The organism is Agromyces excoecariae, assembly GCF_051715505.1.
In the GTDB taxonomy this organism is placed as follows: Bacteria; Actinomycetota; Actinomycetes; order Actinomycetales; family Microbacteriaceae; genus Agromyces.
Genome location: NZ_JBPSLA010000017.1, coordinates 1 through 23516, shown reverse-complemented (window position 1 = coordinate 23516; position 23516 = coordinate 1). Strand labels below are relative to the sequence as shown.

The 23516-nt window shown below is 72.5% G+C and carries 15 protein-coding genes; 4 read left to right on the top strand and 11 right to left on the bottom strand.

Features of this window, described 5'->3' with window-relative positions; genetic code table 11:
• Positions 1-49 precede the first annotated feature (49 nt).
• Complete coding sequence (locus tag ACSJD1_RS16720; protein WP_438856422.1) at positions 50-721, bottom strand: LuxR C-terminal-related transcriptional regulator; 672 nt, start codon at positions 719-721, stop codon at positions 50-52.
• Between the two features lie 218 nt (positions 722-939).
• Between ACSJD1_RS16720 and ACSJD1_RS16715 the strand changes: the two genes are divergently transcribed.
• The 3 genes from ACSJD1_RS16715 (at position 940) to ACSJD1_RS16705 (ending at position 6690) form a co-directional block, all read left to right on the top strand.
• Positions 940-4647, top strand: a complete 3708-nt coding sequence (locus ACSJD1_RS16715) for a DUF3376 domain-containing protein (protein WP_438856421.1) — start codon at positions 940-942, stop codon at positions 4645-4647.
• Between the two features lie 94 nt (positions 4648-4741).
• A complete protein-coding gene (locus ACSJD1_RS16710; protein WP_438856420.1) occupies positions 4742-5332 on the top strand; it encodes a hypothetical protein in 591 nt (196 codons plus the stop codon).
• The gene (locus ACSJD1_RS16705) at positions 5329-6690 is read left to right on the top strand and encodes a type III PLP-dependent enzyme (protein WP_438856419.1); all 1362 of its coding nucleotides are present in this window, start codon (positions 5329-5331) and stop codon (positions 6688-6690) included. Before ACSJD1_RS16710 ends, ACSJD1_RS16705 begins: the two co-directional genes overlap by 4 nt.
• A 95-nt stretch (positions 6691-6785) precedes the next feature.
• Here ACSJD1_RS16705 and ACSJD1_RS16700 read toward each other — a convergent pair whose 3' ends face one another.
• The 10 genes from ACSJD1_RS16700 to ACSJD1_RS16655 form a co-directional block, all read right to left on the bottom strand.
• On the bottom strand, positions 6786-8594 hold the full coding sequence (locus tag ACSJD1_RS16700) for an ABC transporter ATP-binding protein (RefSeq protein WP_438856418.1): 1809 nt from the start codon (positions 8592-8594) through the stop codon (positions 6786-6788).
• Positions 8591-10534, bottom strand: a complete 1944-nt coding sequence (locus ACSJD1_RS16695) for an ABC transporter ATP-binding protein (protein WP_438856417.1) — start codon at positions 10532-10534, stop codon at positions 8591-8593. Before ACSJD1_RS16695 ends, ACSJD1_RS16700 begins: the two co-directional genes overlap by 4 nt.
• Before the next feature lie 397 nt (positions 10535-10931).
• Entirely contained in the window at positions 10932-12188 is a 1257-nt protein-coding gene (gene ddaH, locus ACSJD1_RS16690) for a dimethylargininase (protein ID WP_438856416.1), read from the bottom strand.
• Positions 12189-12318: 130 nt separating this feature from the next.
• On the bottom strand, positions 12319-13416 hold the full coding sequence (locus ACSJD1_RS16685) for a Glu/Leu/Phe/Val dehydrogenase dimerization domain-containing protein (RefSeq protein ID WP_438856415.1): 1098 nt from the start codon (positions 13414-13416) through the stop codon (positions 12319-12321).
• A 111-nt stretch (positions 13417-13527) separates the two neighbouring features.
• A complete protein-coding gene (gene purH, locus ACSJD1_RS16680; protein ID WP_438856414.1) occupies positions 13528-15138 on the bottom strand; it encodes a bifunctional phosphoribosylaminoimidazolecarboxamide formyltransferase/IMP cyclohydrolase in 1611 nt (536 codons plus the stop codon).
• A complete protein-coding gene (purN, locus tag ACSJD1_RS16675) occupies positions 15135-15728 on the bottom strand; it encodes a phosphoribosylglycinamide formyltransferase (RefSeq protein WP_438856413.1) in 594 nt (197 codons plus the stop codon). The genes purH and purN overlap by 4 nt, the downstream gene beginning before the upstream one ends.
• Before the next feature lie 147 nt (positions 15729-15875).
• Positions 15876-17477, bottom strand: a complete 1602-nt coding sequence (locus ACSJD1_RS16670; protein WP_438856412.1) for an APC family permease — start codon at positions 17475-17477, stop codon at positions 15876-15878.
• Positions 17478-17605: 128 nt separating this feature from the next.
• Positions 17606-18997, bottom strand: coding sequence for a cell division protein PerM (locus ACSJD1_RS16665; RefSeq protein WP_438856411.1), 1392 nt, complete (start codon positions 18995-18997; stop codon positions 17606-17608).
• A gap of 103 nt (positions 18998-19100) precedes the next feature.
• A complete protein-coding gene (locus ACSJD1_RS16660) occupies positions 19101-20552 on the bottom strand; it encodes a hypothetical protein (protein WP_438856410.1) in 1452 nt (483 codons plus the stop codon).
• A 103-nt stretch (positions 20553-20655) separates the two neighbouring features.
• Complete coding sequence (locus ACSJD1_RS16655; protein WP_438856409.1) at positions 20656-21216, bottom strand: hypothetical protein; 561 nt, start codon at positions 21214-21216, stop codon at positions 20656-20658.
• Positions 21217-21444: 228 nt separating this feature from the next.
• Here ACSJD1_RS16655 and ACSJD1_RS16650 point away from each other — a divergent pair, with 228 nt between their 5' ends.
• Entirely contained in the window at positions 21445-23463 is a 2019-nt protein-coding gene (locus ACSJD1_RS16650; RefSeq protein ID WP_438856408.1) for an MSCRAMM family protein, read from the top strand.
• Positions 23464-23516 lie beyond the last annotated feature (53 nt).

Here is a 23516-nt window from a genome sequence, read left to right as displayed (position 1 = left end):
GGTTCGACGCGCGATTCGCCCGCGGCGGCCGGGGGCCATCACAAGGGCATCACCTCTGGCCGAGGAGCGTGAGCACCGCGAGCACGCGGCGGTGGTGCTCGGGCGACTCCTCGAGGTCGAGTTTCTGCAGGATGCTGCGGACGTGCGTCTCGACGGTCTTGAGGCCGAGGAACAGCGTCTGCGCGATGCCGCCGTTCGAGTACCCCTGCGCCATCAATTCGAGCACCGACCGCTCGCGTTCGGTCAGCCGCGCGAGCGGGTCGTCCGCGCGGGTCCGCTGGACGAGTTGCTCGACCACCTCGGGGTCGACGACGGAGCCGCCCGACGCGACGGTCTGGACCGCGCGCACCAGCGTCTGCGGCTCCGAGACGCGCTCCTTCAGCAGGTAGCCCGTGCCGCTGCCCGCGCCCATCACGCGGAGCGCGTATTCGGGCGTGGCGTACATCGAGAGCAGGAGGATGCCGATCTCGCTGCCGTCGGCGCGGATGCGCTCCAGGGCGACGATGCCCTCGTCGCGGTGGGTCGGCGGCATGCGGATGTCGAGCACTGCGGCGTCGAGGTCGAGGTCGTCGATCGTCGCGAGCAGCTCGTCGGCGGTGCCGACCGAGGAGACGACCTCGATGCCGCCGCCCTCGAGCACCTTCGCGATCCCCTCGCGGAGCAGCAGCGCGTCGTCGGCGATGGCGACCCTCAGCGGCCGTTCCTCCGTGCGCTCAACCATCCAGGCACCTCCATTCGAAGGCGTGCGTAAGCCCCCGACGTCCATGCGCCGCCTTCTGCCGAGAATACGCGCCGCGCGGTGGACCCGGGGGACCCCGTTGTGGGGACAGCCCCGTGCATCCGAGGCGACAGCCGTGCCACGCTTGGGTCGGGTCGCGCACCCTGCCGACCGCGCCGACCCCCGAGGCGCAACCCCGCGCCGCCCACCCGAGGAGCGTCATGGTCCGACCCGGTCCGATGCCGGAATCCGCCCCCGCCCCGCGATCGACCGGCGCGCCGACGTCGGCGACCCCGTCCGACGTGGTCGCGCCGACCGGCGTCACGACCACCGGGCGGCGCGTCGGGCTCGTCGTCGTCCGGAGCGGCGAGCGCGTCGCCGACGTGCTCGCGCGTCGACCGGGCGCGACCCCGTCGTTCAACCGGACGCTGCGTGTCGCGCTCGCGATGCGCGGCGGCGTGAGCCTCGCGGTGTGGATCGGCGGGACGGTCGCCGAGCTCGACCTGCTGCGTCGCATCCGCCTCTACGACGTCGGCGACGAGACGCTCGCGTTCGTGCCCGAGACGCCGGGGCGGCCGCTGACCGAGCCCGTGCGCCTGCGGCTGCAGGCCTACGCGGAGATGATGGATGCCGCAGGCTACGACCGCGTCGAGTTCGACCTGCTCGCGGGGGCGAGCGCCGGCGGCCTGAACGCCGTCGTGTACGCGGTGGCGCAGCGCGCCGGCACCGGACTCGACCGGCTCCTGCGCACCTGGGGCTCGGTCGGCGGCTTCTGGGGGCTGCTGCACCCGCCCGGCGCGCGGCGGATCCTCGCGCTCATGCAGGGCGAGAACTACTTCCGCGCCGAGACCGACAAGGCCCTGGTCGAGATCTACGACACCGACGACCGGCATCCCGACCTCGTGTCGGAGTACACGGCCGTCGACCTCTCCGCGACCGTGATCGACGCGAACGACGAGTACGAGGAGGACGCGAACGAGGGACGCGGGCACTTCCGCTTCGTCGGCGACGACGCCCATCGGCTCGGCAACCGCATCCCCGCCCGTCATCGGGAGCTCGAGACGACCGGCCGTCCGGTCGACCCCGCCGCGCGCGAGGACGACCTCACGAACCTCTCGCGGCTCGCGCTGGCGGCGCGATCGACGTCGTCGCTTCCCGGGGGCTTCGAACCGGCGGCGATCGACTCCTTCCAGGGCGACGCCGGATCGGGCGACGAGGCGGGCATCGACGGCGGGCCCGGTATGCGGTTCGCGTTCGCGGGTCACCGCGTCGAGGCGTCGACGCCCTACCGCGTCGTCGACGGCGCGGTGTTCGACAACGTGCCGATCGAGCGCGCCCTGCGCGCGGCCCGTTCGCGCGTGTCCGACCGTCGCGCCGACCGCGCGATGATCTTCCTCGATCCCGAACCCGACCCGCCGCTCGGCGGCCGCGTCGACTGGGACCCGAACGCCTCCCGGTTCTTCCGCGCGATCAGGTCCATGTTCGACAAGCAGCTGCGCCGGGAGTCCGTCGCCCGCGAGGTCGCGGAGCTCGAGCGCTTCAACACCGACCAGCAGGTCGCGAGGGCGCGCTTCGAGGGTGCCGCCCCGCTCGTCGCCAGCGCACTCGCCGACCCGGCCGGCGTGGTCACCCGACGACCGGCCTACCGCAGGGCGCTGGCGGTCGACCTCGCGGACCACCTGGCCGAGACGATCGCGGCACCGAGCCTGTGGCAGCTGCACTCCTCGCTCGAGCACCGACGCCGGTACCGTCCGATCCCGCTCGTCAAGCTGACGGCGATGGCGGATGCCGCGACGGACCGGGTCGCGGCGCTGTCGCCCGCGCACCGCGACGCGTTCGCACGCTCGCCCCTGGCGCTGGCGGATGCCGCGAACTGCGTCCTCGGCTGGACCCGGGCGCTGGAGGCCATGCCCTCGGAGCCGGGCGCCCGGCACGGGTTCGCCTTCGGCGAGGTCCGTGAGGCCGCGTACGCCGCCCTCACGGCCGCGATCGCGTGGCGCGACCGGGTCACGGTCCGCGTGCTGGAGGCCACGGCCGCGTTCGCGGAGCGGGGAGTCGACCCGACCGGAGACGACCTGCGCGGATGGATCGACCTCTGGCTCACCGAGAGCCGCCGCTTCCGCGAACCCGACCTGTGGGCCGGCCTCGACACGGCGGTCGCGCGACTGCGGATCGCGACGGTGAACGTCGAACGCGAGATCGCCGCGGGGAGCCGCGAGCTCGACCCGCGGTGGGCCGCGTCGCCCTGGCGTCCGCTCGCCGACGGCCCGATGCTGTCGGCCGTGGACCTGCCGCCGCTGTACCACTCGGCCGGGATCCCCCCGGCCCTCTCGAGCGTGCGCTACTGGGCGATCGGCGTCGACGAGCCGCCGGCCGACCCGCAGGAGTACCTGGCCCTGGCGCAGGACCGGTGGTTCTCGATGCTGGGCCGCACCCTGCGGACCCCCGGGCTGACGCCGGCCGACGCGGCCGCGGCGGTCGAGGCGGCCTCGGCGGAGGTCTCCCTCGACCGCGGCTCGAAGCTCGCCGGGTACGGCGTCGGCAACTTCCTCGGCTTCCTGGCCCGCGACTGGCGTGTGAACGACTGGTGGTGGGGCCGACTGGACGGTGCCGCGGGGATCGCGAGGTTCTTCACGTCGCTGGCCCCCGATGCGGTGCAGACGACCCGAGCGGTCCGGATCCTGCAGGATGCGGTCCTCGCCGAGGCGGACGAGCCCGAGGTCGTCGCGCGGGCCCTGTCACCGCTCGAACCGGTGACGGCGAACGGGCCGGCGGCGACCCGGGCACCGGGGTCCGCGTCGCTCGAGGAGGCGGGCACCGCCCGCCGGGCGCGGATGCGCGCGGGAACCGACACGATCTTCAACCTGGACCCGTCGTACCGGTTCGCGATCGCGTCGCGGAGCGTCCGGCTGTTCGACCGCGTCGTCGTCCAGCCCGTTCGCCGGGGCACCCGCTGGCTCACCTGGGCCGTCCTCTTCCTGCTGCGGCCGTTGCTCGTCCCCGTCCCGACGCTGTTCGACCCGCCGCGCCTCGCCCTGGTCTCGGGCTTCGCCGCCGCGGTCGCGTGGCTGCTGACCTGGGACGACGTCGAGTTCGAGTCGATCTGGTGGCTCGGGGTCGCCGTCGTCTCGGGCCTCGTCGCCATCGCGGTGATCGCCGGTTCCGTCGGTTCGCGCCTGCGTCACTGGTCGGCGGTCGCCGAGGCGCTCGGCGGCCGGCTCGGCGAGGCGGCGCGGCAGGCGCGCCGGCGCGCGCTGCGCCCCGCCTGGTTCATGGCGGGCGTGGCCATCGCGAGCGTGTTCCCGTTCATGATCGCGATCATCGGCAGCAACTTCCTGCTGATGATGCTCTGCCTCGGCGTCACGATCGTGCTCACGGCGATCGCCCTGCGCGCGTCGACCGCGGCCACGCGCGCGCCGATCCCAGGACGCGAAGTGCGCACGATCGGGATGATCTCGGTCTTCGCGCTGCTCGGCGGCGTCCTGCCGATCGCGCAGCTGGTGACCGAGTACGTCACGCGCGACCACACGCCGGCGGCGCTCGAGGTTCCCCGCGAACTGAACTGGGTCGCCCTCGCCGTCGGGGCGGGCGCCGTCACGGTCGCCCTCACGTGGGACTGGCTGCGGATCAGGTACCGTCCGATCGTCGTCGACGACGACAGCCGCCCCGGCACGGCCGATGGGCGTCGGGCGATCAACTGGATCAACCTCGTCAACTGGTGCACGGTGACGATCGCGTCGGTCCTCGCGGGCCTCGGCGCCTACGCGCTCGCGAAGCTCGTGACGGACGGCATCGCGCCGCTGCTCGCCGATTCGGTCGCCGCGACGGCGTTCATCGTGGTGTGGGCGAACGTCGTCTGGTGGATGCCGGACGGCGTCCGACGGCTTCCGCGCACGGACGACCGCGTCGAGCGGGCGCCGCTCGGCTGATCCGGTCCCGGGTCGGCGCGTTCAGTGGTGACCCCGATCCGTCCGGGGTGACCGCCCCGATCCGGCGCGCGCCCACCCTCGCGACGCTGGGGGCATGCTCGGATCGGAACGCGGACGCGTCGTGGGGTGGATCGCCCGGTACCTGCCGCTCGAGGTGCTCGGCACCGTGGCGGCCGTCGCCGGTGCCGCCGCCGCGTACGAGGTCACGGGCTCGCTCGTCGCCGCCGCGGTCGCCGGCACGGTCGCCGAGGGCGTCGGCTACTACGCGCTGGTCCTCGTCCGCGGCATCCGGGGCCACCTGGCCTCGCGACGCGTGCGTCGCCACCGGAGCGCCACGCGTCGGGCATCCGCCGCGGTCCTCCTCGCGCTGCGCGGCCTCGTCGCCGAGTTCGGCCCGGCCGAGGCGCTCGACACGTTCCTCGTGCGTCCGGCGCTCCTGATCGCGGCGACCGCGGCGCTGGGGCCGAACCCGACCGGATGGCTCGTCGGCAAGCTCGCCGCCGACGTCGTGTTCTACGCCGTCGCGATCGTGTCGTTCGAGCTCGGCCGTCGCCTGATCCTGCCCGACGGCGGGGCGGATGCGCCGAGCGCACCGGTCCCGGGCGCCGGGCGCCACGCCGCACCCACCGCCGGCGCGAACCGACCGGCGCCGTCGGCGCCCCGTCTGGACGGAGCCCTCCGATGACCCTCGTGCCGCAGTCTCCGTCCCGGGACCGGCTCGCGCCGACCCCGTCCGACGCTCCCGTGGAGAGGGCCGACCTGCGCCCCCGCCGTCCCCGACCGACTCGACGTCGCCTCGGCACGGCGACCGGGCCGCTGCCCGAGCTGCCGCCGCACCGGGAACTCGTCCGGCGCGAACTCGCCTCGTACGCGCAGCGCATCCGGCTCGGTGCGCTCGTGCGCGAGCACGGGTCGCCGCTGTTCCTGCTCGACGTCGACCGGGTCGCGACGCAGCTGCTCGCGCTCCGGCGGGAGCTGCCCGACGCCGCGATCCACTTCGCCACGAAGTCGCTCCCCCACCCGGCCGTGATCCGTGCGGTGCACGGCTTCGGCGCGTCCTTCGAGGTCGCCTCGCGCGGCGAGATCGACCTGCTCGAGCGCGAGGGCGTCCCGATCGGGCGGTGCCTGCACACGCACCCCGTGAAGTCGGTCGCCGACATCACGGGCGCGTACCTGCGCGGCATCCGCACGTTCGTCGTCGACAGCCCGTCGGAGGTCGCGAAGTTCGCGGGGCTCCCGACGCACGACGTCGGCGTGCTCGTGCGGCTGTCGTTCCCGAATCCCGACGCGAAGTCCGACCTGTCCTCGAAGTTCGGCGTCGCACCCGAGGACGCCGCTGCGCTCGTCGAGCTCTGCCTGCGCTCCCGCCTCACCGTGCGCGGTTTCACCTTCCACGTCGGCAGCCAGACCACGTCCGCCGCGCCGTGGGTGCGGGCGATCGCGACGACGCTGCGGCTCATGCGCGCGCTCGAGGCGCGGCACGGCGTCCGCTTCGAGCTGCTCGACCTCGGCGGAGGGTTCCCCGTCGCGTACGACGAACCGGTGCCGGCGCTCGCCGAACTCGCCCGGGGCATCCGCCCGGCCCTCGCCGCCGTTCCGGAGCACGTGCGCGTCGTGATCGAACCGGGCCGCTTCGTCGCCGCACCGGCGATGACGCTCGTCACGCGCGTGATCGGCACGAACGACCGCGCCGACGGACGCTGGCACCACCTCGACGAGGGGCTCTACGGCGCCTACTCGAACATCCCCGCCGAGGACGTGCACGCCCTGCTGTTCGCCGCGGCCGAGCTGGGCGTGCAGCCCGTCGGCGACGACGCGGCCGAGCGGGCGGCACGACGCGTGCTCACCCGGACGCGGGTGCCGGTGACGCTCGCGGGCCCGACGTGCGACAGCGTCGACGTCGTCGCGCGCCACCTGCCGCTGCCGCCGCTCGCCGACGGCGACCTGCTGGTCTCGCCGATGATGGGCGCCTACACGTGGGCGACGGCCACGGACTTCAACGGCATCGCGCGGACGCCGGTCGTCGAGGTCTCCGCGGCCTGAGCGGGGGTGCGGCGGGGGGGGCCCCGCGCCCGGGGCGGGGGGGGGGGGGGGGCGGCCCCGGCCGCCCCCCCGGGCCCCCCCCCCCCGCCGCACCGCTACACGAGCGAGTCGCGCCATGCGGCGTGCAGCGCCGCGAACCGGCCCGTGCCGCCGATGAGGTCGGCGGGCGAGCCGTCCTCGACGATGCGGCCGTGCTCCATGACGAGCACGCGGTCGGCGATCGCGACCGTCGACAGGCGGTGCGCGATGATGACCGCCGTGCGGTCGGCGAGCAGCGTCTGCAGGCCCTCCTGCACGAGTCGCTCGCTCGGGATGTCGAGCGAGCTCGTCGCCTCGTCGAGGATCAGCACCGCGGGGTCGGCGAGGAACGCGCGCGCGAACGAGATCAGCTGGCGCTGTCCCGCCGAGACGCGGCCGCCTCGCTTGTTCACGTCGGTGTCGTAGCCGTTCGGCAGGCCCTCGATGAACTCGTGCGCGCCGACCGCCCTCGCGGCCTCGACGATCTCGTCGAAGCTCGCCTCGGGCTTGCCGAGCGCGATGTTGTCGGCGACCGACCCGGAGAACAGGTACGCCTCCTGGGTGACCATGACGATCGCGCGGCGCAGGTCCTTCGGGTGCATGCGACGCAGGTCGACGCCGTCGAGCTCGAGGACGCCGTCGGTCGGGTCGTAGAAGCGCGAGATGAGCTTCGCGAGCGTCGACTTCCCGGCGCCGGTCGAGCCGACGAGCGCGACCGTCTGCCCGGCCGGCACGTCGAGGTCGAACCTCGGCAGCACGACGCGGTCGGGCGTGTACGCGAACTCGACCGACTCGAACCGCACGTGGCCCTCGGCCGACCAGAGGTCCACCGGCTCGGACGGGTCGGGCACGCTCGGCTGCTCCTCGAGGACGCCCGAGATCTTCTCGAGCGCCGACGCGGCCGACTGGTAGGAGTTGTAGAACATCGCGAGCTCCTCCATCGGATCGAAGAAGCGCTTGGTGTACAGCACCGCCGCGAGCAGCACGCCGACCTCGAGCACCCCGTCGGCCACGCGGAACCCGCCGATGAGCAGCACGCCGGCCACCGCGACGTAGCCCATGAAGTTCAGCGCGGGGTTGTACACGGCGAACAGCCCGAGCGCCTTGGCGTTGACGTCGCGGTAGTCCTCGACGAGGTCGCCGAAGACCCGCTCGTTGCGCCGCTCCGAGCGGAACGCCTGCACCGCGCGGATGCCCGTCATGGTCTCGACGAACTGGACGATGAGCTTCGCGCTCGCGACGCGCGAACGCCGGAACAGCTTCTGCGAGCGCACCTGGAACCAGCGCGTCAGCGCGACCAGCGGCAGCAGGGTCGCGAGCAGCACGAGCCCCGAGAGCCAGTCCAGCCAGACCAGCGCGATCGCCGTGAAGAGCATGTACAGCAGGCCCCGCACGAGCTGGTTGATGCCCTCGTCCATGAGCTCGCGGATCGCGTCGAGGTCGCTCGTCTGGCGCGAGATGATCCGGCCCGACGTGTACGACTCGTGGAACTCGAGCGACAGCTTCTGCGTGTGCAGGAACACGCGCGTCCGCAGGTCGATGAGCACGGCCTGGCTGATGCGCGCGGCCATGCGGATGTACCACGCGATGAGGAACGCACCGGCGGCACCCGTCACGAGGTAGGCGAGGCCCGCGAGCCCCACCGGCAGCCAGTCCTGTCGCATGAGCGCGGGCAGGCCCTGGTCGATCCCGTACGCGATGATCGCCGGGCCGGCCACCTGGGCGGCCGTCGAGACGACGATGACGGCCATCGTCACCCAGAGCTGCGCGCGAAGCGGATGCAGCAGGGAACCGAGCAGGCGCAGGCTCCGCCGCCGGATCCAGCGGGACTCGGCCCTCGTGTACTCGTCGCGCTCCTCGCCGCGCACCCCGGTCACGGTGCTCATCGGATCGCCTCCTTCGGTTCGGACTCCTGCGGTGGTCGGGCGGCACCCGACGCGGCCGGCCGCGTGTCCAGCCCCTCGCCGTCGATCAGGTCGGATGCCTCCGCCTGCGCGCGGCGCTCCTCGTCCTCGAGGCTCGAGATGACGAAGCGGTAGTGCTCCGACTCGCGCAGGAGCTCGGAGTGGGTGCCGACCGCGGTGATGCGCCCGTCCTCGAGGAGGGCGACCCGGTCGGCGAGCATGACCGTCGACGGGCGATGCGCCACGATCAGCGCGGTCGTCGAGGCGAGCACGCTGCGCAGCTCGGCCTCGACGCGTGCCTCGGTCGCGACGTCGAGCGCCGAGAGCGGGTCGTCGAGCACGAGCACCGCGGGCTTGGCCGCCACAGCACGGGCGAGCGCGAGACGCTGGCGCTGTCCACCGGAGAGGCTCATGCCCTCCTCGCCGACCTTGGTGTCGACGCCGTCCGGCAGGTCGTACGCGAACCCGGCCTGTGCGATGCGGAGCGCCTCGTCGAGCACGCGCTCCGCCTCGGCCGAGACCGCCGGGTCCGCCGCCGCGTCGCCCGTCAGCTCCGGCCGTCCGAGCAGCACGTTCTCGCGCACGGACGCGGAGAAGAGCGTGGCATCCTCGAACGCCATCGCGATGTGGCGACGCAGTTCCTCGCGCCGGAACGCGCGCACGTCGACGCCGTCGAGCGTCACCGAGCCGCCGGTCACGTCGTACAGGCGCGTCGTGAGCGCCGTCATCGTCGTCTTGCCGCACCCGGTGAGGCCGACGAGCGCCATGGTCTCGCCGGGCCGGAGCACGAGGTCGACGCCGTCGAGCAGGTCGCCGAAGCGGTCGGGCGAGTCCTGGTAGCGGAAGTGGACGTCGGTGAACGCGAGTTCGCCGCGGGGCGACGCGAGCGCGGACGGGCGCTCCGGGTCGCGGACCGCGTTCTCGCTGTCCATGATGTCGAAGTACCGGTCCGTCGCGGTCCGCGCATCGAGCGAGAACGCGAGCAGGAAGCCGATCGACTCGATGGGCCACGCGAGCACCGCGGCGGTCGCGAAGAACGCCACGAGCTGGCCGACGGAGAGCTCGCCCTGCGCGGCGAGCTGCACGCCGAGCACCAGGCAGATCGCGAGCGCCACGGCCGGCACGATGAGGATCCACACCCAGATGTTCGCGTCGAGTCGCGCCTTCTCGATCTCGGTCGACCGGAGCTGCTCGGCCTGCGCGCGGAACGAGCTCAGGGCGTGCTTGCCCCGGCCGAACGCCTTGAGCACGCGGATGCCGTGCACCGACTCCTCGACGGCCGTGGCGAGGTCGCCCGACTGGTCCTGGCTGCGGCGCGACACCTCGGAGTAGCGCCCCTCGAACCGGTAGCCGACGATCCACAACGGGATCGAGCAGGCGAGGAACACGAGCCCCAGCATCCAGCTCATCGAGATCAGCACCACGGCCCCGACGACGATGACGACGAGGTTCATGACGAGGAGCACGAGGCCGAAGGCGAGCCAGCGTCGGATGAGGCCGAGGTCGCTCACCGCGCGCGAGAGCAGCTGGCCGCTGGGCCAGCGGTCGTGGAAGCTCACCGGGAGGTCCTGCAGCCTGGCGTACAGCGCGTCGCGCATGCGCGCCTCGACCCTGGTGGTCGGGCCGATCACGAGCCAGCGTCGCAGCGCGAACATCGCGGCCTCGCCCGCCCCGAGGGCGAGCACGAGCAGCGCGAGCGGCACGATCGCGGCGCGGTCGCCGTCGGCGAGCGGGCCGTCGACGATCGCCTCGAGCACCTGCGGGATCGCGAGGGCGATGAGCTGGGCGACCAGGTAGGCGGCCATGCTGGCGTAGATCGCGGGCATGGCGGCGCCCACGAACTCGCGCAGTCGCAAGAGTGCGCGCACCGTTCCGGTGCGCTCGGCGTGGGGAGGGTGGAGTGTGGGGTCGGTGGCGGTCACGCCGGTTCCTTCCGGGAGAGCGCGACGGGTCGCGTGGATGCGGACTCGTCGTAGGGAGACGCGGATGCCGCGCACGCGATCGCGCGCGGGCGAGAGGGGCGAGGCGTCGGCCTCGCGGGAAGAACGGCCGGCGTCCCGCCGGCTGGACGGTGCCTGGAGCTAGCCCCGGGCGACCGTGGCGGTGGTGGCGAGCGCCGGGACGAATGCACCGAACGCCGCGACGGTGCGGGCGGGAATGCCGGTGTACTTCATGTCGTCCTCCTGCGTCGTGGTCACGAGCCCTTCGCCCGCCGGATGGTTCCCCGAGCGGACAGCCCTTCAGATTATGCCCAAGGCCGAGGGTGACGCAAGACCGGAATTCGGTCGGGTGATTCCTCCGTCTGCGGACAGGATCAGGTCAGCGCACCCGCACCGACAGGCAGGTGACGCAGCCCTCGAGCTTCTCGAACTCGCTGATGTCGACCGTGACGACGCGGTAGCCCAGACCTGAGAGGAGCTCGGCGGTCTTCGGCGCAGACGCCGACATGAGCAGCGTCTCGTCGGACAGCACGACGACCGCGACGCCCTCGGGCTCGGGCACGGCGAGGAAGCGCGGGAAGAGCGCGGTGTGCTCGACGAGCGCCGGGTCTCCGATGATCGTGCCGTCGGGCAGCGCGGTCACGGCGCTCTTCAGGTGCAGCGCCTTCGTCATCGGCACGGCGACCACGGTGTAGCCGAGCTGCGAGAGGATGCCGCGGAGCTGGCGGATGCCCTCGGCGTTTGTGCGCGCGGAGGCTCCGACGTACACCGTCGACCCGACCTTCAGCACGTCGCCGCCGTCGAGCGTGCCCGGCGCGGTGATGCGCGCGATCGAGACGCCCGGCAGGGCGCGGACGGCGCGCTCGACGGCCTCGACCTCGGGGCGGCGCGACTCGGCGCCGGGGCTCCCGAGCACGGCGAGGCCGTCGAAGAACACCACGGTGTCCTCGATGAAGACCGAATCGGGCAGGTCGGGCGCGGCATCGACCTCGACGGTCTCCCACCCCTCGGCGACGAGCGCCGCGCAGTAGTCGTCCCACTGCTCGTCGGCGAGCGCCTGGTCGACGGGACGGCGCTCGAGGTGGGTGAGCTCACCCTCGTCGAGGTTCGAGGCGGGGATGCGCACGAGCGCCACGCGGCGCGCCGCGCGTCGCGGTCGATGCGCGAGCACCCATGCGGCCACGCGCGGGGCGACGAACACCTCGGCGAGCACGGCCGCGACGATGAAGAGCAGGTTCAGCCCGAGGAGGCTCGACAGCACGAGGGAGAACACCTGGGCCGAGACCTGCACCCCGCTCGTCACCACGTTGGCGCTCGCGGCGAGGAGCGTCGCGAGGACGGCGGAGGTGAGCCCGACGGGCAGTGCGAGGAACCAGGCTCGCAGCGCCCCGAGCGCGTTGCCGATGCAGAGCAGGCCCCACAGCACGACCGCGGCGAGCGCGAAGTAGGGGACGGACTGGGCGAGCACGGCGGGGTTCTGCTCGCGCGAGAGCAGGTTGGCGATGACGCCCGCACCGAACGCGACGAGCGCGACCGCCCCCGCTGAGGCCATGGCCGCGACCGAGCGGCGGGCGACGGTCGCCTGCGCGGGATCGAGGGCGGGCACGGCCGGGGGCTGGGTCGCGGGGGGCGTCATGCGGACGAGCCTATCGGCGGGCGGGAGTCGTCGCGCGCGCACCGATCCGCCGCGCTGCGCATGGTGATGGCCGGCTCGGGGACGACGGTGCGGGGCGTCGGCACGCCGACGCCCCGCACCTCCGATCAGGTCAGCGTGCCGCGTCGAGACGGGCCGCCGCGAGCCGCTCGGCGGCCTCGAGCGTGGTGATCCCGGCGGCGTCGGCGTCGCGGTGCACGGCGGCGACGACGTCGCCGATGCCGGCGATGCGACGGTCGAGCTCGTCCTGGCCGATGCCGGGCGCCGACGCGAGGTCGAGGTACACGACCCCTCCGGCGTTCACGACGAAGTCCGGCGCCCAGGCGATGCCGCGCCCGCGGAGCATGCGCGCGACGTCGCGGTCGGCGAGCTGGTTGTTGGCGGCGCCGACGACGGCCCGCACGCGCAGCTCCTGGACGACCTCGGGGGTCAGCACGCCGCCGAGCCCGCACGGGACGAACATGTCGGCCTCGACGCGGTGCGCGTCGGCCGGGGAGACCCACTCGGCCCCGAGCTCCTCCGCGAGCGCGCGCTTGCCCTCGTGCACGTCGGCGACGGTGAGGCGCGCGCCGCCTGCGGCGAGCGCCCGGGCGAGTCGTCCGCCCACCTGGCCGAGTCCGGCGATGACGAAGTGACGGCCGGCGACGTCGCGCGACCCGAAGACGTGGTCGAGCGTCGCGAGGATGCCCGCGTGCACGCCGGCCGCGGTGGCATCGGCGGGCTCGCCGACGCCGCCCTCGTGGGCGGGCAGGCCGCAGACGTGCTCGGTGCGCTCGTGGACGACCGACATGAGCTCCGCGCTCGTGCCGACGTCTTCGGCGGTCATGTAGGCGCCGCCGAGCGACTCGACCGCGTCGCCGAGGTCGAGCATCGCGTCGTGGCGGCGCGCCTCGTCGAGCGTCTCGCCCGCGGGGATGCAGACGACGGACTTGCCGCCACCACGCGCCAGGCCGGCCGCGGCGTTCTTCAGCGTCATGGCCTGCGAGAGGCGCAGGGCGTCGGCGAGCGCATCCGTCCAGTGCTCGTAGTGCCAGACACGTGCGCCGCCGAGGGCCTGCCCGAGGGCGGTGGAATGCACCGCGACGATGATCGTGAGCCCGGAACGGGGACCCCGCGTGATGAGCACGCGTTCGTGGTCGGGGGCTTCGACGGGCAGTGCGGCGTGGACCCCGTGGGAGGGGGACGGCGCGGGGGCGTGGGTGATCGACATCGATCGGCTCCTTGTACTCATCGCCTTGTGGGCGTGGCTGTGCGGGCGCTTCGTGGGCGCCCTCACGTCAAGGGTACCGCCGCCGAGACGCCTCGCGGCGCCGCCCCGGCGTCAGTGGAAGAAGTGCCGCTCGCCCGTGAAGTACATGGTCACGCCCGCGGCCCGCGCGGCCTCGACGACCTCCTCGTCGCGCACCGATCCGCCGGGCTGGACGACGGCCCTCACGCCCGCGTCGAGCAGGATCTGCAGCCCGTCGGCGAAGGGGAAGAACGCGTCGGATGCCGCGACCGATCCGGCCGCGCGATCGCCTGCGCGCTCGACGGCGAGCTTGCACGAGTCGACGCGGTTGACCTGCCCCATGCCGACCCCGACCGAGGCGCCCGCCGAGGCGAGCAGGATCGCGTTCGACTTCACCGCGCGGCACGCGCGCCACGCGAACTCGAGGTCGGCGAGCGTCGCCTCGTCGGCGGGCTCGCCCGCGGCGAGGGTCCATTCGGCGGCGTCCGCGAACGAACGGTCGGCCTGCTGCAGGAGGAGGCCGCCGGAGACCTGCCGGATCTCCGTCGCGGGCGGCGTGAAGCCGTCGGGCAGCTCGAGCAGGCGGATGTTCTTCTTCTGCGTGAGGATCTCGACCGCCTCGGCCTCGAAGCCCGGAGCGACGAGCACCTCGGTGAAGATGCCCGAGACGGTCTCGGCCATCTCGCGGGTCACGGTGCGGTTCGCGGCGATCACGCCGCCGAAGGCGGACACGGGGTCGCATTCGTGTGCGCGGCGGTGCGCGTCGGCGATCGCGTCGGCCGCACCCGGTGCCGCGACCGCGATGCCGCACGGGTTGGCGTGCTTGATGATCGCCACGGCCGGCGCGTCGAAGTCGTACGCGGCCCGCACCGCGGCATCCGCGTCGACGTAGTTGTTGTACGACATCTCCTTGCCGTGCAGCTGCCGGGCCTGCGCGATGCCGGGCCGGCCGCCGATGGCGGAGTAGCGCGCCGCCTTCTGGTGCGAGTTCTCGCCGTACCGGAGGTCGGCGTCCTTGGTCCAGGCGGCACCGACCCACGCGGGGAAGGGCGACTCGTCGGCGGCCTGGTCGGGCGCGACGACGCTGCCGATCCACGAGGCCACGGCGATGTCGTAGGTCGCGGTGTGGCGGAACGCCTCGCGCGCGAGGTCGCGACGCTGGGCGAGCGTGGTGCCGCCGTCGCGCACGGCCGAGACGACCTCGTCGTAGCGGTCGGGCGAGACGACGACGGCGACGTTCGCGTGGTTCTTCGCCGAGGCGCGGACCATCGCGGGGCCGCCGATGTCGATCTGCTCGACGATCTCGTCGGCCTCGGCACCCGAGGCGACGGTCTCGACGAACGGGTAGAGGTTCACGACGACGAGCTCGTACGGCGCGATCGCGAGCTGCGCGAGCTCGCGCTCGTGGTGCTCGAGGCGCAGGTCGGCGAGGAGGCCGGAGTGCACGGCCGGGTGCAGCGTCCGCACGCGCCCGTCGAGGTGCTCGGGATAGCCCGTGACGTCGGCCACCTGGGTCACGGGGAGCCCCGCGTCGGCGATCGCCTTCGAGGTGCCGCCGGTCGACACGATCTCGACGCCGGCCTCCACGAGCGCAGACGCGAGCTCGACGAGCCCGGACTTGTCGCTCACGGCGATGAGCGCGCGCTTGACGGGAACGACGTCCCGTTCGCGGTAGAGGCTCGGGTCGATGCGTGCTCCGCTCATGATGCGGCGAGCTCCTTCAGGTCGAGGTGCGAATTGGCGATGTCGACGACGGCCTGGATGAGCAGGCGGCGCTCGACGGGCTTGATGCGATCGTGGAGGGTCGACTCGGTGTCGTCGGGCAGCACGGGCACGCGCTCCTGAGCGATGATCGGGCCGCCGTCGACCGAGTTGTCGACGACGATGAGGCTCGCGCCGGTCTCCGTGACGCCCGCGGCGAGCGCATCGCGCACGCCGTGCGCGCCGGGGAACTCGGGGAGGTACGCGGGGTGCGTGTTGACGAGGTTCGGGCTGAAGGCGTCGACGACGGCGGGCGGCACGAGCCGCATGAGCCCCGACAGGATCACCAGGTCGGCGCCCCAGGCTCGGACCTGCTCGATGAGCGCCTCGCCCCACGCGTCACGGGAGTCGTAGGCGGTGAAGGGGACGGTGAACGCCGGGATCCCGAACTCCTCGCCGAGCGCCAACCCCTCGCAGTCGCGGTCGGCGCCGATGGCGACGACCCTCGCGGGGAACTCGGCGTCCTCCGACGCCTCGAGGAGCGCGCGGAGGTTCGATCCCGTGCCCGAGATCAGCACGACGAGCTTCAGCACCCTACGAGGGTACCCGCCGCGCAGGTGAGCGGATGACACCGGTCGGTCCGCGCACGTGCGCAGCGGACCCGCACCCGTGCCGGGAGACGACGCGAGCGGATGCCACGGGCTCCGGCCGTGGCATCCGCTCGCCGTGTCGGACCGGGGCTACCGGTCGGCGAGCTCCGCCTCCACGCGGACGATGACGAGGTCGTCGTCGTCGGGCACGAGGACCTCGGTCTCCTCGTTCAGCGCCTCGCCGCGGAAGAACGGCCGCGACGCCGGGAACGCGGCCCACGCGAGCATGAGCACGACGCCGAGCGCGAGCGAGCCGACGCCGACCACGAACACGCCGCCGACGCCGAACAGCACCGTGTACCCGTAGTCGGGGTCGAGCATGTCGACGACCGAGAACACGAACGCCGCCGAGAGCAGCAGCGCCCCGATGAACGGCAGGATGCCGCGGAACCACAGGTTGCGCGCGCTGTCGCGGAGCGTCCGGCGGAAGTACCACACGCACGCGAACCCGGTGATCGCGTAGTAGAAGGCGATGGCGAGGCCGAGCGAGAGGATCGTGTCCTGCATGAGGTTGTCGCTGATGAGCGACATCCCGACGAAGAAGAGGATGGCGACCGCGCCCATGAGCAGGGTCGAGAACGCCGGCGTCCTGAAGCGCGGGTGCACGTTCGCGAACTGCTCGGGAAGGGCGCGGTAGACCGCCATCGCGAGGGTGCCGCGCGCGGTGGGAAGGATCGTCGTCTGCGTCGACGACACGGCCGAGATCATGACGGCGACGACCAGCAGCCACGACCACGGGCCGAACACCGCGTCCTTCAGCGCGAAGAACACGTCGTCGGCGTTGGCCTCGTTGCCGAGCCCGAAGCCCTCGCTGCCGAGGCCCGCGTACGCCATGGCGGCCACGGTCACGCCGACGTAGGTGACGAGCAGGATGACGGTCGTGAGCACCGCGGCGCGGCCCGGGGTGCGCTTGGGGTCCTTCGTCTCCTCGTTGAGCGCGAGGCAGGTGTCCCAGCCCCAGTAGATGAAGAGGGCGAGCAGGATCGCCTCGACGAAGCCCGAGAAGTCCTCGAAGCCGAACGGGTTGAACCACTCGAGTGTGGGCGCCGTCGCCGTGGCGGGCGCCGTGCCGGTGGCGAACTGCACGGCGACGAGCACGACGAAGGCGCCGAGCGCGACGTACTGGATCGCGAGCAGGATGTTCTGCAGGCGCTCGCCGATCTCGAGGCCGCGCCAGCTGATCCAGGTCATGGCGGCGATGAACACGACGCCGGTGACGGTGACCACGACCGGGTCCTCGGCGAGCGACTCGTCGATGAGCAGCCAGAAGTAGATGCCGCCGATCTGGGCGAGGTTGGCGAGCACGACGACGCCGGCGACGGCGACGCCCCAGCCGCCCATCCAGCCGATCCACGGCCCGAACGCCTTGGTGCCCCACGTGAACGTGGTGCCGCAGTCGGGCATCTCGCGGTTGAGCTCGCGGTAGGCGAAGGCGATGAGGAGCATCGGGGCGAACGCGATGATGAACGCGATCGGCGCCTGCGCGCCCACCGCGAGCACGACCCAACCGAGCGTCGCGGCGAGCGAGTAGACGGGCGCCGTCGACGCGAGGCCGATGACCGTGGAGCCCCAGAGGCCGAGGGTTCCGGTCGCGAGGCCCTTGCCGTCGTGGCGAGCCGGCGCGCCGGCTGCCGTGGTCGGATCCGGGGCGGGGGCGGAGGCGGGCCGCGGTCGGGCAGCGGTCTCGGTCATGGGACTCCTCATCGAGCGTGGTGCGGGTGCGATGGTGCGCAGCCTCCGGGGCGCCGCAGCGCGTCAGGGGATCCGAGGGCTTGTTGTCCGTGAGGATAACATGGCGTCGGATGCCGCTGAAATCGCGCTCAGCGTCGGCGGCTCCCCCGCGTCAGGCCCTCGAGCTCGACCGTCTCGACGTCGTCCGGTGCGTCGCGATCGCCCGATCCCGCGTCCTGCGACGGGTCGACCGTCGCCTCGCCAGGCCCGTCGCCAGCGCCGTCGCGCCACCACGGACGACCCCCCGATTCCGCGGGCCCTCCGACCGCATCGAGCGAACGGGCGCGGGCGGCGAACGCTCCGGCGATCGCTCCGACGCCGACGCTCGCGGCGGTGACGCCGGCGACGAGCAGCGCATCCGGGCCGACCTCGACGAGGTGCCCCGGTCCGGCGGCCCCACCCGATCCCCACGCGAGCACGCCAAGGACGAGACCCGCGACCACCCCGGCACCCGCTCCGACCGCGAGCGTCGCCCACCACGGCTCGCGGTCGCGTTCGCGCTTGCCCCGGCCGACGAGCACCGCACCGCCGAAGCCGAGGAGCACGGGCAGCGCGAGCCAGAGCACGCCGAGTGGAGCCCCGTCCGCGGGCAGCGCACCGAGGATCGGCAGGCCGGGGATCGGGCCGATGAGGGTCACGCTCGGCGACACGACCGTGCCCGCACCGACCGCGAAGCCGGGTCCGAGCATCCACGACGCCGCCCAGACGACGAGGTTCGGCAGCAGCGCGAGCTCGACGAGCGTGATCGCGATGCCGCCGTCGACGCCCGCGCCGAGCGCCTGGTACAGCCCGATGATCGTCGGGTGGTCGATCACGATGCGCGCGCCGAGTATCGCCGCCGCGACGCCGATCACCCCGACCGCCGAACCCACCCCGACCCGGATCGCCGAGCGGATCCCGGCCCAGGCGATGAACGGAAGCGTGTCGAGCCGATCGCGCACGGCACTCGTCGCGGCATCCGTCGCCCAACCCGAGCGGCCGAAGGCCACCGCCACGCCCGCGAGCACCCCGCCGCCCATGACCATGCCGGGAAGCACCGCCGCCTGCCAGAGCACCGGTTGCGCGACCGGATGGGCGACGAGCACCGCGAGCGCGGTTCCGAGGAGCGCCGTCACGAGGACGGCCGAGACCGCGCCCACGATGGGCGTGCCGGTCGCGGTCGCTCGGCGGCCGATGCGAAGGCCGAAGAGGAACGTGAGGCCCGCGAACCCGAGCAGCGCGATGCCGATGGTGAACGGCGCGTCGGCGCCGGCGACCCCGACGGTCGCCGCGGTGGCCGGATCGAGCTGTACGACGAGGTCGACGCCGTGACCGAGGAGCCAGACGTCGGCCGCCGCGCGGAAGAACACGTCGACGGGCGCGGCGAGGCCGAAGTGCACGGCCCACAGCAGCATCAGCGGCACGAGCGCGAGGCCGAGGCCGACGAGGACGGCGACCGTGGCCTCGAGCGCGGCCAGCAGGGCGATCGTCGTGCGTCTCATCGCACGCGAGCCTAACCCGGGCGCGGCCGAGTGGGGTGCGCGACGTGCCCGAGAGGACCGAGCGGATGCCGCGTCGCGCCTCAGCCGGCGCGGGCGCGATGCTTCACGGGCTCGCCGGCGATCCGGGCTCGGTCTCGGGCTCGGCCACGGCCACCGCCACGGCGACGACCTCGGCGTCGGCCTCGGGCTTCACCTCCACCTCGACCACCGGATCCGGTCGCCGCAGCAGTTCGACGAGGAGCACGGCGAGCAGTGCGAGAACCACGGTCCAGACGACGGTCGACGTCTGGAGGGGCCTCGAGAACCAGAGGAACAGCGACGCGACGACCGCGATCACGGCGTAGGCCGCGACCCGCCAGCGGTGCAGGCCGATTCCGAAGCGGCCCGTGGTGATGCCGTGCTCGGCTGCGCTCTTCCGGACCGCGCCGAACGCGTCGTCCGAGAAGCCGCGCACGCGCCGCGACGTCGACCACGGCCCCGAGAGCCACGCGATGATCGCAAGCGCGATGGCGAGCACCGTGAGCGCGGTGAACGTCGAGACCATCAGCTCGGTCAGGCCGCCGAAGATCGCCTCGGCCGCATCCTTCGGCATGATCGACGGGCTCACGGTGCCCACGAAGAAGAGCTTGCCCGTGCCGAAGCCGGCGAGGGTGAGCAGCATGACGAGCGCGAATCCGCCCGCGGTCCAGGCGAGCGCGACGCTCCGCCGCTTCGCGACCACGACGCCCGCGATGAGGAGCAGCAGCGCGATGAGCGGCACCCACGTGCCGACCGCCACCGCGAGCGCGTAGACGGTCTGCACGAGCACGAGCGAATCGGCCTGCGCGACCTGCACGCTGCGTTCGACGACCGGGATCGCCGAGGCGAAGCCGACGCCCTGCTCGCTGAGGCGGTCCTTTACCGCCTCGATGATCGGGCCGAGCTGCACCGAGAGCGTGCCGTCCCCGCCGATCTCGAGCATGGCGTTCGGGTCGCCCTGCAGCGCTGCGACCATCTGCGTGTGACTCGCGCGGAGCGTGGCATCCCACACGTTCGCGAACGCCTCGGACTGGATGACCCGATCCACCGTCGACGACAGCAGCGAGCTCAGGCCCTGCGCGGCGGGCGCCTCGAGCAGCGACAGCGCGTCCTCGGCGCGCGGCGGCAGGTCGAGCGCCTTGATGCCGTCGAAGAGGTCGGACGTGAGCTGGGGGATGTCGACCTGCTCCTCGATCGCGGTCGTCACCTCGTCGGCGAGGAAGGCCTGCACGGCGGGATCCTCCGCGAGCGGGCCGAACGTGGCCACGAACCGGTCGGTGTCGACGAGCTCGGCACGGGCCCACGCGGTGATCACCGCGATCGGTGCGAGGAGCAGGCCGACCACCACGAGCACGACCGCCGCGACGGTCCGGCCGCGACGGCGCTTCGGGCGTGCGGGGGCAGCGGATGCCGCGGCCGCGACGTCCGCCGACAGGTCGCGCGTCTCCGCGGCATCGGCGCGCAACCGGGCGTTCTCGGCCTCGAGCTGGGCGACCCTGGCGCGCAGGTCGTCGTCGGTGTTCGTCGCGTCGCTCATCTGCGGTCCACTCCCCCGGGATCGGCTTCGCTGCCGACGATATCGACGTGGCCTCTCGCGAGCGGGCCGATGGTCCCGCGACACGCCGCCGCGGCATCCGTCGTCAGTGCACGATCGCCTTGAGCAGGATCATGGCGATCCCGAACGCGGCGGTGCCGAGCGCGCCGACGACCTGCATCACCGGACTCGCGCCGCGCCGGCGGAACGCGATGAAGCCCAGCACGGCGAGCACGATGACGCCGACCCAGAGCGCGGTCCAGATGGCCAGGAGGTCGGGCACCACGCGCGCCGCGCCCAGGAGCAGGATCGACGACGGGATGAGCGCGGCGACGAGCATGCCGAACGATCGGCGGAGCGCCCCGCGGAAGGCCTCGCCGAGGCTCACCATCCGGTGGTCGTCGAAGCCGTGGTGCGCGACCGTGCCGGCGTAGACGTGCGCAGCCCAGAACACGAGGACGGTGATGACGACGGTCCAGAAGACGCGCCAGGAACTCTCACCGTGCCCGCCGGCGACGACGATCATGCCCGAGACGAGGATGACGCCGTAGACCGACTCCTCGGTCACGAAGCTGGTGCCGAGGATCTGGGCAGGGGTCGTCTTCGGAGTCGGCCGATCCGCCGTTCCTCGTTCTGATCCGTCCGCACCGGGATGGGCCGCACTCATGCCGTCAACTCTGCCACGCACCCCCGATCTGGGGTACTGAGCATTCCTCAGCTCGGAGTAAGGTGCGGAGTGGCATTACGACCACTACGGCGCGACGCACGCCCGCGACGACCTACCCACGTCGCCGGACGCGCCGGAGACGAACCACCCGAGATTCGCCCGTTCGCCCGCAGAGGGGGAACGTCCGGCCCAGCCGGACCGGACGACGCTGCGAACACGGAGACGATGATGCCTTCCACTACCCGACCCCGAACACCCGACGAACGCGCCTCGTTCAGGCGGCGATGTCTACGCGGCGCGGCCGGCGTCGGCTTCCTCGCACTACTCGGCACGGCGCTCATCGGCGCCCCGGCATCCGCGCAAGCGCCGCCGCCGAGCCTGACGGGGAGTGACTTCGAGATCGACACGAACGCGAACCTCGTGGTCGATGAGGCCGGTGACCTCGATTGGGCCAGCGTGGACGAGAACCGGCAATCGGACCTGCTGTCCGGCACCGGTGACGACTCGTTCGGCCAGGGCTCCAAGGAGGACACGCTCGTGCCCTCACCGGTGTTCGGATCGATTCCGCCGAACAAGAGCGACCTGAAGACGTTCGGCACGTACCTCGAGGAGACGCCCGGCGGAGACTTCCTGCATATGTTCTGGCATCGCGTGCAGGACCCGAGCGGCACGACGAACATGGACTTCGAGTTCAACCAGTCGAGCGTCGATTCGGGCAACGGAGTCACGCCTGAGCGCACCGAGGGTGACCTGCTCATCCAGTACGACCTCGCGAACGGCGGCACCAACCCCGAACTCTTCCTCTCCAAGTGGGTCGAGACCGGGCCGAAGGCCCAATGCGAGGCAGCCAACGCGACCCCTTGCTGGGGCGTGCGCGTGAGCCTGACCGCCGCGGGCGATGCCACCGGATCCATCAACACGACCGCGATCCTCGCCGGGGCGACCGACGGACTCGGCAACGTGTCCGCCCGCACGTTCGGCGAGGCCAGCGTGGACTTCTCGGCGATCGTCGGTGACGACGAGTGCGTGTCGTTCGGAAGCGCCTACCTGAAGAGCCGCTCCTCCGACTCGTTCACGGCGGCGATGAAGGACTACATCGCGCCGGCCCCGACGGATATCACCAACTGCGCGAAGGTGATCATCCACAAGCAGACCGATCCCGACGGAGACGCAACCTCCTTCGGTTACACCACCGCGATCGAGACGCAGGACGACGGGACGAATCCGAGCTTCAGCCTGAGCGACGGCGGGACGCAGGAGTACGACAACGTGTTCTTCGGGACGGGCCTGACGGTGACCGAGTCCGGGCCGCCGGCCGGATGGACGCTGATCGACATCGACTGCGATGACAGCGTCGGCGTCACTCCGAGCAACATCGACACCGCGACGGGAACGGTCACGTTCGACCTGGATGACGCGGACGACGTGCTCGAGTGCACGTATACCAACCAGGCGAAGGGCACCATCGTCGTGGAGAAGATCACGAGCGACGGATTCGGTGCGTTCGACTTCACGTCGGGCACGCTGCCTGATTCGTCCTTCACGCTGACGACGACGGCCGCCGGCGCAGCGGGCAAGGACTCGAACACGTACGCGAACCTGACGCCGGGTACCTACGACGTGTCGGAGACGGTCCCCACCGGTTGGAACCTCACCAGCGAGACGTGCAGCGACACGTCTGATCCGCAGTCGATCTCGCTGCAAGCCGGCGAGACCGTGACCTGTACGTTCACGAACGCGCGCGAGAAGGGCGCCATCAAGATCGTGAAGACCCGCAAGCATGCGGCGTCCGGATCGGGCGACCACCCGCACGCGGGCGTGACCTTCACCGTCACGGGCGGCAACCTCAGTCAGGGCATCGTCGTGCAGACGAACGCCCAGGGCATCGCCTGCGTTCCGAACCTCGTGGTCAGCAGCCTGGTCGGCAACTACACCGTGACCGAGAGCGTTCCGTCGGGCTACGTCGCGTTGTCGACGAACCCGCAGACCGCGTCGGTCTCGGAGAGCGCCGCCGACTGCAGCGATACGCCAGCCGGTGCGGTCAAGACCTTCGCCAACATGCCGTTGACGAACTTCACGATCACGGTCGACTCCCAGGTCGACGGCGGCACCGCGTCGACGATCGACTGCGACGCCGCATCCGACCCGCCGTACGAGGCGACGACCGGCCCGAACGGCGACGGGTCGCTCACCAAGAGCAACCTGCTGCCGGGCACCTACACCTGCGTGATCATCATCGACCCGTGAGCTGAGAAGGCAGCTCGCACCTGACACGAGGAGCCCCGCCGGCATCGCCGACG

What these genes read in the sequence shown, in the direction of transcription:
- ACSJD1_RS16665 (WP_438856411.1), bottom strand. Translation starts at nt 18,997, where the DNA reads ATGAGACGCACGACGATCGCCCTGCTGGCCGCGCTCGAGGCCACGGTC.
- ACSJD1_RS16705 (WP_438856419.1), top strand. Translation starts at nt 5,329, where the DNA reads ATGACCCTCGTGCCGCAGTCTCCGTCCCGGGACCGGCTCGCGCCGACC.
- ACSJD1_RS16660 (WP_438856410.1), bottom strand. Translation starts at nt 20,552, where the DNA reads ATGAGCGACGCGACGAACACCGACGACGACCTGCGCGCCAGGGTCGCC.
- ACSJD1_RS16700 (WP_438856418.1), bottom strand. Translation starts at nt 8,594, where the DNA reads ATGAGCACCGTGACCGGGGTGCGCGGCGAGGAGCGCGACGAGTACACG.
- ddaH (WP_438856416.1), bottom strand. Translation starts at nt 12,188, where the DNA reads ATGACGCCCCCCGCGACCCAGCCCCCGGCCGTGCCCGCCCTCGATCCC.
- purH (WP_438856414.1), bottom strand. Translation starts at nt 15,138, where the DNA reads ATGAGCGGAGCACGCATCGACCCGAGCCTCTACCGCGAACGGGACGTC.
- ACSJD1_RS16655 (WP_438856409.1), bottom strand. Translation starts at nt 21,216, where the DNA reads ATGAGTGCGGCCCATCCCGGTGCGGACGGATCAGAACGAGGAACGGCG.
- ACSJD1_RS16685 (WP_438856415.1), bottom strand. Translation starts at nt 13,416, where the DNA reads ATGTCGATCACCCACGCCCCCGCGCCGTCCCCCTCCCACGGGGTCCAC.
- ACSJD1_RS16720 (WP_438856422.1), bottom strand. Translation starts at nt 721, where the DNA reads ATGGTTGAGCGCACGGAGGAACGGCCGCTGAGGGTCGCCATCGCCGAC.
- ACSJD1_RS16715 (WP_438856421.1), top strand. Translation starts at nt 940, where the DNA reads ATGGTCCGACCCGGTCCGATGCCGGAATCCGCCCCCGCCCCGCGATCG.
- ACSJD1_RS16650 (WP_438856408.1), top strand. Translation starts at nt 21,445, where the DNA reads ATGCCTTCCACTACCCGACCCCGAACACCCGACGAACGCGCCTCGTTC.
- ACSJD1_RS16670 (WP_438856412.1), bottom strand. Translation starts at nt 17,477, where the DNA reads ATGACCGAGACCGCTGCCCGACCGCGGCCCGCCTCCGCCCCCGCCCCG.
- ACSJD1_RS16710 (WP_438856420.1), top strand. Translation starts at nt 4,742, where the DNA reads ATGCTCGGATCGGAACGCGGACGCGTCGTGGGGTGGATCGCCCGGTAC.